General features: G+C 70.3%; 9 protein-coding genes and 1 pseudogene. 8 read left to right on the forward strand and 2 right to left on the reverse strand.

Annotated features, from left to right (window positions below; genetic code table 11):
• Positions 1 to 17: 17 nt before the first annotated feature.
• Together RF637_RS10100 and RF637_RS10105 are read left to right on the forward strand one after the other, a co-directional pair.
• On the forward strand, positions 18 to 4067 hold the full coding sequence (locus RF637_RS10100) for a Pls/PosA family non-ribosomal peptide synthetase (RefSeq protein ID WP_368844756.1): 4050 nt from the start codon (positions 18 to 20) through the stop codon (positions 4065 to 4067).
• Positions 4064 to 5497 carry a DUF418 domain-containing protein gene (locus RF637_RS10105; protein WP_368844757.1) on the forward strand — a complete coding sequence of 478 codons (1434 nt, stop codon included), beginning with the start codon at positions 4064 to 4066 and terminating at the stop codon, positions 5495 to 5497. Before RF637_RS10100 ends, RF637_RS10105 begins: the two co-directional genes overlap by 4 nt.
• Positions 5498 to 5537: 40 nt before the next feature.
• Here RF637_RS10105 and RF637_RS10110 read toward each other — a convergent pair whose 3' ends face one another.
• Together RF637_RS10110 and RF637_RS10115 are read right to left on the reverse strand one after the other, a co-directional pair.
• On the reverse strand, positions 5538 to 6320 hold the full coding sequence (locus tag RF637_RS10110) for a 4'-phosphopantetheinyl transferase superfamily protein (RefSeq protein ID WP_035962156.1): 783 nt from the start codon (positions 6318 to 6320) through the stop codon (positions 5538 to 5540).
• Positions 6317 to 7081, reverse strand: coding sequence for a thioesterase II family protein (locus RF637_RS10115; RefSeq protein ID WP_368844758.1), 765 nt, complete (start codon positions 7079 to 7081; stop codon positions 6317 to 6319). Before RF637_RS10115 ends, RF637_RS10110 begins: the two co-directional genes overlap by 4 nt.
• Before the next feature lie 331 nt (positions 7082 to 7412).
• Here RF637_RS10115 and ybaK point away from each other — a divergent pair, with 331 nt between their 5' ends.
• The 6 genes and pseudogenes from ybaK to RF637_RS10145 all read left to right on the forward strand — a co-directional run bounded on the left by ybaK (position 7413) and on the right by RF637_RS10145 (position 9067).
• Positions 7413 to 7934 carry a Cys-tRNA(Pro) deacylase gene (gene ybaK, locus RF637_RS10120; RefSeq protein WP_052160699.1) on the forward strand — a complete coding sequence of 174 codons (522 nt, stop codon included), beginning with the start codon at positions 7413 to 7415 and terminating at the stop codon, positions 7932 to 7934.
• A gap of 87 nt (positions 7935 to 8021) precedes the next feature.
• Positions 8022 to 8162: a hypothetical protein gene (locus RF637_RS10125; RefSeq protein ID WP_159450059.1), complete on the forward strand. Its 141-nt coding sequence runs from the start codon at positions 8022 to 8024 to the stop codon at positions 8160 to 8162.
• Between the two features lies 1 nt (position 8163).
• On the forward strand, positions 8164 to 8412 hold the full coding sequence (locus tag RF637_RS10130; RefSeq protein WP_368844763.1) for a hypothetical protein: 249 nt from the start codon (positions 8164 to 8166) through the stop codon (positions 8410 to 8412).
• A pseudogene (locus RF637_RS10135) lies at positions 8403 to 8531 on the forward strand (enoyl-CoA hydratase-related protein); the annotation flags it as partial. The gene RF637_RS10130 and the pseudogene RF637_RS10135, both read left to right, overlap by 10 nt.
• A 5-nt stretch (positions 8532 to 8536) precedes the next feature.
• Entirely contained in the window at positions 8537 to 8782 is a 246-nt protein-coding gene (locus tag RF637_RS10140; protein WP_368844759.1) for a hypothetical protein, read from the forward strand.
• A gap of 33 nt (positions 8783 to 8815) precedes the next feature.
• Positions 8816 to 9067: a hypothetical protein gene (locus RF637_RS10145; RefSeq protein WP_368844760.1), complete on the forward strand. Its 252-nt coding sequence runs from the start codon at positions 8816 to 8818 to the stop codon at positions 9065 to 9067.
• Positions 9068 to 9072: the final 5 nt, after the last annotated feature.

Raw genomic sequence — 9072 nt, forward strand, 5'->3', positions numbered from 1 at the left:
TCGCGCCGGACAGGGCCGTGTACCCGGTGGAGGAACCACCGGCACCGCGCACCCTCGTCGACATCGTCCTCGAGACGGTCGCGCAGTACCCGGACGCCATCGCCTTGGAGGACGAGAACGAGAGCGTTCCCTACGGGGAACTCGAGGACCGGGTCGAGACCCACGTCCAGCGGTTGTGGGACATGGGCATCGGACGCGGGGACCGTGTGGGCGTGCGTGTGCCCTCCGGTGGCGTGGACCTGTACGTTGCCATCCTGGCCACCCTGTTCGCCGGCGCGGCTTACGTGCCCGTGGACTGGGATGACCCCGATGAACGCGCGCGCACCGTGTGGGAGGAAGCCGGCGTGGCCGCCGTGTTCGGTCAGGGGCTCGAACTGACCCGCAACCCGGCCGTGACCACGGGTGAGCAGACCGCCACCCCGCGTACCCGCGACGACGCCTGGATCATCTTCACCTCCGGGTCCACCGGTAAGCCCAAGGGCGTGGCGATCTCCCACCGCTCCGCCGCGGCACTCGTGGACGCCGAGGCCCTCATGTACCTGCAGCGCCGCCCGCTCGGCCCCGGTGACCGCGTGATGGCGGGATTGTCCGTGGCTTTCGACGCGTCCTGCGAGGAGATGTGGCTCGCGTGGCGCCACGGTGCCACCCTGGTGCCCGCACCGCGCAAGATCGTGCGCTCCGGCCCGGACTTGGGCCAGTGGATCGTGGACAAGGAGATCACCGCGGTCTCCACCGTGCCCACACTCGCATCCCTGTGGCCCAATGCCGCACTGGACCGGGTGCGCCTGCTGATCTTCGGCGGCGAGGCCTGCCCCCTGGAACTGACCAAGCACCTGGTGCGCCCGGGCCGTGAGGTGTGGAACACCTACGGACCCACCGAGGCCACCGTCATCGCCACGGGCGCCCTGCTCAACGGGGAGGCCCCAGTGCGCATCGGTCTGGCCGTGCCCGGGTGGGAACTCGCCGTCGTGGACGCCGACGGCCAGCCCGTGGGCTGGGGTGAGACCGGCGAGCTGATCATCGGCGGCGTGGGTCTGGGCCGCTACCTGGACCCCGCAAAGGACGCCGAGAAGTACGCGCCGCTGGAATCCCTGGGCTGGGACCGCGCGTACCGCTCGGGTGACGTCGTGCGCGCGGACCCCGAGGGCATCGTCTTCGCTGGCCGTGCCGACGACCAGGTCAAGGTCTCGGGGCGGCGCATCGAACTCGGTGAGATCGACACGCAGATGAGCGCCGTGCCCGGCGTGAAGCTCGGCGCGTGCGCCGTGCACTCCACCCCGGGCGGTGGCAGCGTGATCGCGGGTTACCTGGTCCCCGAGTTCGAGGGCTCCGTGGATCTCTCCGAGGCGCGGCGTTGGCTCGTGGAACGACTCCCGGGGCAGATGGTCCCCGCGCTGTGCATCATGGACGAACTGCCCATGAAAACCTCCGGCAAGGTGGACCGCAAGGCCCTTCCCTGGCCGCTGCCCGCGTCCAATGACGACGGCTCCGAGTCCCTGACCGGGGACCTCGCGTGGCTCGCGGAACTGTGGGCGGACCAGCTCGGACCGCTGCCGTTCGGCCCGGACAGCGATTTCTTCGCAATGGGTGGCAGCTCCGTGGCGCTCGCCCGGTTGGTCTCCGCGCTGCGCAAGACCCACCCGGACACCGAGATCGCCAAGATCTACGCCCACCCCACCCTCGAGGGCATGGCCGGTTACCTGGCCACGCTGGGGGAGTCCCACGACGTCAAGCGGGACCCCGAGCCCACCCCCGCGAGCACCGGCTGGCTGCAGGGGCTGTTCATCCTGGCCCTGAACTTCCTGAACGGGTTCCGCTACGTGGTGGGCGCGCTCATCGTGGTGTGGCTGCTGGCCGTGGTCGCGGACGCCGGTTGGGTCCCCACGCCGCCGTTGTGGCCGCTCGTCCTGGGGTGGCTCGTGATGTTCTCCCTGCCGGGGCGCGTGTTCATCGGCGCTGCCGCGGTACGCGCGCTGACCGCGGGGTTGAAACCCGGGCACTATCCGCGGGGGAGCTGGAACCACCTGCGCGTGTGGGCCGCCGAGCGCATCGTGGTCTACAACAAGTACGACGTCCTCACCGGCACCCCCATGGCCCGCGGCCTGCACCGGTTGTTCGGCAACAAGATCGGTAAGGGCGCACACCTCTACAACACCCCGCCCGTCACGGGTCTCGTGAGCGTGGGGGAGCACTCCACCCTGGAGTTCGAATCGGATCTGTCCGGCTACTGGCTGGACGGGGACGTCTTCCACGTGGGCGCCATCGAGATCGGTGACAACGCCCGCGTGGGCACCCGCACCCTCGTGGATCCCGGGATGCGCGTGGGCCACGGCGCCGAGGTGCTGCCCGGCTCGCACGTCAGCCGCAACGTCCCGGACGGCGAGCTGTGGGGCGGTTCCCCTCTGCGCCACCACGGCTCGGCCGGCCTCACGTGGCCCGAGGAGTCCCCGGAGGCCACGGGAGGCACGAAGACGTGGGGTTCGGCGACGTCGCACCTCGCGTTCTCCGCGGGCGCCGTGCTCGTGGGGTTGTTGCCCTTCCTCGCCCTGATCCCCGGGGCGCTGATCGTGCTGTCCCAGGTGATCACCATCCAGCAGTACGAGGTCGTCTTCCCGATCGTGGCCGTGTGGGTCCCCGTGTTCACCATCGTGACCGCGGTGGTGTGGTTGTTGCTCGTGGTCGCGCTCGTGCGCCTCGTGGCCGGGATGATCGTGCCGGGGTACTTCCCCCAGAACGGTCCCGTGGGGTGGGCCATGTGGCTCACCGAGACGCTCATGCAGCGCACCCTGATCTCCACCTACCCCGTGTACGCGTCCTGCATCACTCCGTGGTTCATGCGCCTGCTTGGGGCCAAGGTGGGGCGCAACGTGGAGATCTCCACCGCGGAGACCATCCCGCACCTGACCACGCTCAAGGACGGGTCCTTCCTGGCTGACCACGCCCTGGTCACGTCCCACCGCGCCGGGTTCGGATGGCTGCACGTGGGTACCTCCGTGATCGGTGAGCGCACCTTCGTGGGCAACTCGGGGATCGTGGGACCGGACCGGGACCTGCCCGCGGACGCCCTCGTGGCCGTGCTCAGCTCCGCCCCGCACCACGCACCCGCCGGTTCGTCCTGGCTGGGTCGCACGGCCGAGCCGATCGCCCGCGCCAAGACCGAGGCCGACGCCGAGTCCACGTTCCGCCCGCAACGGCGGCTCAAGGCGGCGCGTGCGTTCGTGGAGTTCTTCCGCTTCGTGCCCGCCATGGTCTCGGCCTGGTTGGACCTCATCATCGTGTACGTCCTCACCGAGATCTACATGTCCCACGGGATGGGTGCCACGGGTGTGGTGGCCGCGTTCGCGTGGTCCGGTGTGGTGCTCACGGTCGCCAGTACCGTGGCCTGCCTGGTGCCGGTGCTCGTCAAGTGGGCCCTCGTGGGCCGCTTCCGACCGAGCGAACGGCCGCTGTTCAGCTCATTCGTGTGGCGCAACGAACTCACGGACGTGTTCGCCGAGTCCCTCGCGGTCCCGTCCATGATCCGCCTGAGCGTGGGTTCGCCCATGTTCAACCTGTGGGCGCGCCTGATGGGTGCGCACATCGGTCGCGGCGTGTGGTGCGAGTCGTGGTGGCTGCCCGAGTTCGACCTCGTGCGCCTCGAGGACAACGTGTCCGTCAACCGCGGCACGGTCCTGCAGACCCACTTGTTCCACGACCGGGTCATGCGGATGGAGCCCGTGACCATGCGGCGGGGATCCACGCTGGGCCCCAACAGCTTCGTGCTGCCGGGTGCGACGATCGAGGAGCGCACCACCGTGGGCCCCGGGTCCCTGGTCATGCGGCAGGAGACGGTGCCCCCGGACGGCAACTGGGGCGGTAACCCCATCCGTCACCTCGCACCGGGGGACCAGGCGATCAGCGCCGAGGTCGTGCCCGCGATCGAGTCGGACCACGTGTCCACCGCACCGTTGCTCGGAGCTGCACCGGCGCCGCAGTTGAGCGCGGGATCGTCCGCGATGGCCACGGTCCGCACGGACGTCGTCCCCGCGGGGAAGACCTCCGGCAAGCATGAGGGAGTCACCGAATGACGCAGCAGAGCACGCAAGAAGTCGTCCTGGAGGGTGACCTGCCCGTGGGACAGCGCCCGCAACCGGGGCGCCGTCCACCGCGAGAGGTGTGGTTGGGCGACCGCGGGGACGAGGGTTGCACCGCGGCGGAGAGCGGTCTGTGGACCGCCGCGACCCCGGTGGTCACCGCACCGCCGCGTTCCACGTCCGCACCGCGTCAGGGTGCGGCCACCCGCAACGTGACGAGCGCGGATGGCCGCCGCACCAAGCGTCGCATCATGGGCGTGGACGTGGCGCGTGGATTCGCGCTCATCGGGATGATCGCGGTGCACGTGCTCCCCGCGACGAACGCCGCGGGGGAACCGTCCCTCGAATGGACCCTGTTCGCCGGGCACTCGGCCGCGCTGTTCGCCACGCTCGCCGGTGTGAGCCTCGCATTCATGACCGGGGGGCGCACCCCGCGCCACGGTCGTGACGGCTCCCGGGCGCGGTTCTCCATCCTGGTGCGTGCCCTGCTGCTGTTCGCGATCGGTCTTACGGTGAACCTGCTCGACCTGCCCGTGTACAACATCCTGATCTACTACGGTCTGATGTTCCTGCTGGCCATCCCGTTCACGCTCATGAGTGTGCGGTGGCTGCTGGCCTCGGCCGCGTTCTTCGCGGTGGTCATGCCGTTCGTGATGCAGTGGTCGCTGTCGGTGCTGCCCGCCCACGTGTACGGCAACCCCAGCTTCCTGGAGATCTTCTCGGACCCGGGATCCGTGTTCGCGGAGCTGTTCCTCACGGGCACCTACCCGGCGCTGCCCTGGATGACGTTCATCTGCCTGGGCCTGGCGCTGGGCCGGTTGCCCCTGTCCCGCGACCGGGTGCAGGTGCTGCTCGTGATCGTGGGCGCCGTGGTCGCGGCCCTGTCCCGCGGTATCTCCATGCTCATGCTGCTGCGGTTCGACCTCGAGGACGCGTTGATCAATGCGACCCCGTGGATGACGTCCGAGGACGTGTGGAACATCCAGTACTACGGCCCGGACCCCCAGTTGCCGGACACCACGAACCTGTGGTTGCTGCTCACGGGCCCGCACACCAACACCCCGCTCGCCCTGTTCGAGAGTGCGGGCATGGCGATGATCGCCCTGGGTGCGTTCCTGCTGCTGTGCCGCGTGATTGGCAAGTGGCTCACGTGGCTGGGTGCCATGGGGTCCATGACGCTGACGCTCTACGTGTGGCACCTGATCTTCCTGGCGTTCGTGTGGACGGACGGCACCCCGTGGTTCTGGTACATCGTCCAGATCGTGGTGGCCGCCCTGTTCGCGGTGGCGTGGCAGCACGCCGTGGGGCCGGGTCCGCTCGAGCGGTTCGTGACCCGGGTGTCCAAGGGCGCCGCGGCCGCGGTGATCCAACCCAAGAAGGCGCCCCCGCGGCGTCGGGTGGAGACCCCGCGACGTCGCCACTGAGCGACGCCGCCCCGCGGGGCGGATGACGAGCGAACGGACCTCAGCCCTGCGGGGCGGGGTCCGTTCGCCATGCCACGGCCAGGCGCGCGTTCTCCCGCGCCGTGGTGCGCACGTCGCTCACGCTCCACCCGCGGCCATAGTCCGCGCGCGCGGCCGATCCCACGTGGATGCTTGCGGGGTCGCGGGACAGGCCCGTCCGCCAGCCCTTCACGAGCGCTTCCACGCGCACCCACGTGCGGGTCACGGCCACGGCACGACGTCGCCCGCGCACGCGGGAGAGTCGGGCACGGTCCGCGGGGTGCAGGACGTCGAGCAGCACGTTCGCCTCCACCTCGGACTGCAGGCGTTCCACGTCCACACCCACGGCACGCTGGGCCGTGACGAGGGCGATGACCCCGGCCGTGCGCGAGACCGAGAACCGGACGGGGCGCACGTGACCCAGCGCGGAGGACGCCGCGAGCTCGGGACCGGCGTCACCGCGGGATCCGGACACGGCCGCCGCGCGACCGTGCACCTCGTGGGGCGCCCCGGTGCGAGGGTCGTGACTGATCGGGACCTCGTGGGCGGCGCACCCGAGTCGGTGGGCCAGAACGTGGCGCAGAGCGACGCGTGAGACCACGAACAGTTCACGGGTGTGGGAGTCCTGCAGCGCACACGCCCGGGACAGTTCGTCCTCCGTGAGGCAGTCCACGGCGGAGAACGCCCAGGACGAGACGTCCTCGAGGTGCAGGACGTGCAGCGTGAGATCCGCCGGCGCACCGGGCACGCGGCGTCGTTGTGCTGCCCACACGGGCTGGCGGTGCGCGACCGCGTGCGCGCTCATCGGGCGCCACCCGCCGTGCCGTCGACAGCGGACCGCAACGCGTCGTGCAGCTCGCGTGCGTGATCGAACAGCCCGTGATGGCCCCCGGGGATCGTGAGTGTGGCAGTGCCCCCGGTGCTCGTCCACCCCGCCATGGACTCCGCCGACGCCGTGCGGTCCTCCTGTGCGTGGACGAGCAGCAGGGGCGTGGCGAGGTCCGGCGGGGCGGCGTCGTAGCTCAACGACGCCCGAAGATCCGCGCGCAACGGGGCCAGGACGAGCTCACGCAGACCAGGGTCCGTGAGCAGCTCCTCGGGGGTGCCCCCGAGCTCGAGCAACCAAGCGGCCAGAGCGGCGTCGTCCTCGAGGATCGACGCGAGGTGCGGATCGCGATCCGGGGGCGCGGCCTTGGCGGAGAGTACCGTGCGCTCGAGCCGACCCGGGCGCTCGCGGTCCAGGGCCGCGGTGAACTCGGCGGCGAGCAGCGCACCGAAGGAGTGACCGAGCGCGACCGTGGGCCGCTCGTCCGCGTCGAGGATCGGCAGCAGCGCCGCAAGCGCTTCCGCGACGAGCTCCGGGACGTCCACGACAGCGGGTTCGGCCATACGTGATTCCCGGCCTGGACGGCGGTGGGTGAGCACCTCGGTGTCCGCGGCCTGCAGATCGCGGCCGGACAGTGCCCCGGCGCCGGCGTGGGGGAAGACGACGAGGCGCCGTTGCGGGGTGAACGGGCCGGAGAACCACTGGGCGAGGGCCGTGGCGGGGGGTGGGATCGTAGCCAACTTCCCGGACCTCCTGAATCCTGAGTGTGCCGACTGCCGCCGGTGCCGCGCGTGGGCGACGCTCGCTCGGTACAGTGCCGGACTGTTCCACCGGGCGGCCCTGTGGGGCGTTGCGGCGGGTGCTCCGGTGCGGGTCCGGGGTGCTGCGAGTGGGCGTCTTACTGCGAGGCGTCCGGGGGAGAGGCTGTGGTGGGGGGACTTCTCGTCCGCGCTGCGGGAGGACCTAGACTCGAGGTAGGGGGCGCCGGCCCTTCCGTGGTGTGGACGTGGTCCCACAGTACCGAACCCGGCTGGGTGTGCTCCCCCGCAATCCGGGAAGTGACCCGGGTACATGACGGACGCGGCATGGGAGGAACCCGTGGGGAAGAAGACACAACGAGCATCGGCCACGCCCGCCACACTCGCCCTCGAGCGCGCTGGCGTGCAATTCGAAGCCATGGGTTACGAGCACGATCCCCGCGTCACGGCCTACGGGCGCGAAGCGGCCGAGGCGCTGGGGCTGCCGCCGCAGTGCGTGTTCAAGACCCTGGTGGTGCAGACGGATCACGATGGCTTCGGGGTGTGCGTGGTGCCTGTGGCGCAGAGTGCGGACCTGAAAGCGGTGGCCGTAGCGCTGGGTGCCAAGAAGGCCCGGTTGGCGGATCCCGGGGAGGTCCAGCGACTGACTGGCTACGTGCTCGGCGGAGTGAGCCCTCTGGGTCAGCGCACCCGCTTGCCCACGGTGATCGACGACGGCGCTCGGCGGTTGGACCGGATGTACGTCTCCGGTGGCCGACGCGGGCAGGACGTGGGTCTAGCCCCGCGGGATCTGGCCGAGCTCACCGGGGCGGTGTTTGCGGCGATTGCCCGCTGAGGTGGTCGCCGCGATCGCTCGGTGACCGGGCACGGTTTCATCTTCCGACCCATGACGCGCCATGAAGTGGATCCAGATTTATTCGTGATGAATACTGATTCACTTACCGACACCTCGGCCCTCGCCCCGGAGGGCGCGGCCCGTCGTGCCCGCAAGGAGGTCCGCCGGAACCAGCTGCTGCGTGCGGCCGGTGCGGTGCTGGACGAACTCACCGAACGGGTCCCATGAGGTGGAATCGCTCCGACCCCTGGTCGAGGCCATCCAGGAGGCCGTGCGCAGCGGTGCGTTCGTGGAGCTGGACGTCGAACTGCTTGCGTACGACCTGGTCCTGCTGGCTCACGGGTGGGCGCTGAAGTCGTGGTACTTCGAGCGGCGGCACACGTTCGATTCCTACGTCCGGGGCCAGCCCCGCCTGGTCCTGGCCGCCGCGGTGGCGCCCGAGCGCCGTCGCGCCCGAGGACCGGCCTCAAGCCCGTGATCGCGGCGGTCAACGGACTCGCGATCGGTGGCGGGCACGTGCTGCACGTGCCGTGCGATCTCACGATCGCCTCGAGCACCGCGCGCTTCGGTCAGTCCGGGCCCAAGGTGGGTTCGTACTGATCGTGGAGGAGATCGCCCGCGGTGACTTCAACGCGGGCTCGGACGCCGGCAACCCGAGGATGACGGCCCGGCGCACTGACGACGGTTGGGTCATCAACGGCACCAAGGCGGTGGGCCGCGGCCTGATGCGCTGCGAGGACGTCCTGGTCCCGCGCGAGCACCTGATCGGCCCCGGGGGCGCGGGATTCACCCAGGTCATGGAGCTCATCATTTCCCGCGAATCGGCCGGACGCGGGTACGCACCCTGACTGGGATCGACAGCACGACCAGGAGGATTGCCCATGAACGAGCACACCACCGACACCACCGCACGGGTGGCGATCGTGACCGGCATCGGACAGGGCATCGGAGCGGCCATCGCCGAGCCGCTTCACGAGGCCACTGAGGAGTGGACCCGCGAGATCGTGACCGTGGAGCTGCTCGGGTGCTCACTGTGGCTCGCCATGTCCTGCCGCATCTGCGTGCGGGGGGGGTGCTTCTATGGTTTTCGTCAAGCGGCTAGAGCCACCGCGGGTGGGGTGGGTTCGGTGTAGAAGGT

Origin of the sequence: Kocuria sp. CPCC 204721 (assembly GCF_040980945.1) — a bacterium.
Lineage (GTDB): Bacteria > Actinomycetota > Actinomycetes > Actinomycetales > Micrococcaceae > Kocuria > Kocuria marina.

Bases quoted from the DNA above. Each gene is read 5' to 3' on its own strand.
- RF637_RS10125 (WP_159450059.1), top strand. From the start codon at position 8,022: ATGAATACTGATTCACTTACCGACACCTCGGCCCTCGCCCCGGAGGGC.
- RF637_RS10105 (WP_368844757.1), top strand. From the start codon at position 4,064: ATGACGCAGCAGAGCACGCAAGAAGTCGTCCTGGAGGGTGACCTGCCC.
- RF637_RS10110 (WP_035962156.1), bottom strand. From the start codon at position 6,320: ATGAGCGCGCACGCGGTCGCGCACCGCCAGCCCGTGTGGGCAGCACAA.
- ybaK (WP_052160699.1), top strand. From the start codon at position 7,413: ATGACGGACGCGGCATGGGAGGAACCCGTGGGGAAGAAGACACAACGA.
- RF637_RS10145 (WP_368844760.1), top strand. From the start codon at position 8,816: ATGAACGAGCACACCACCGACACCACCGCACGGGTGGCGATCGTGACC.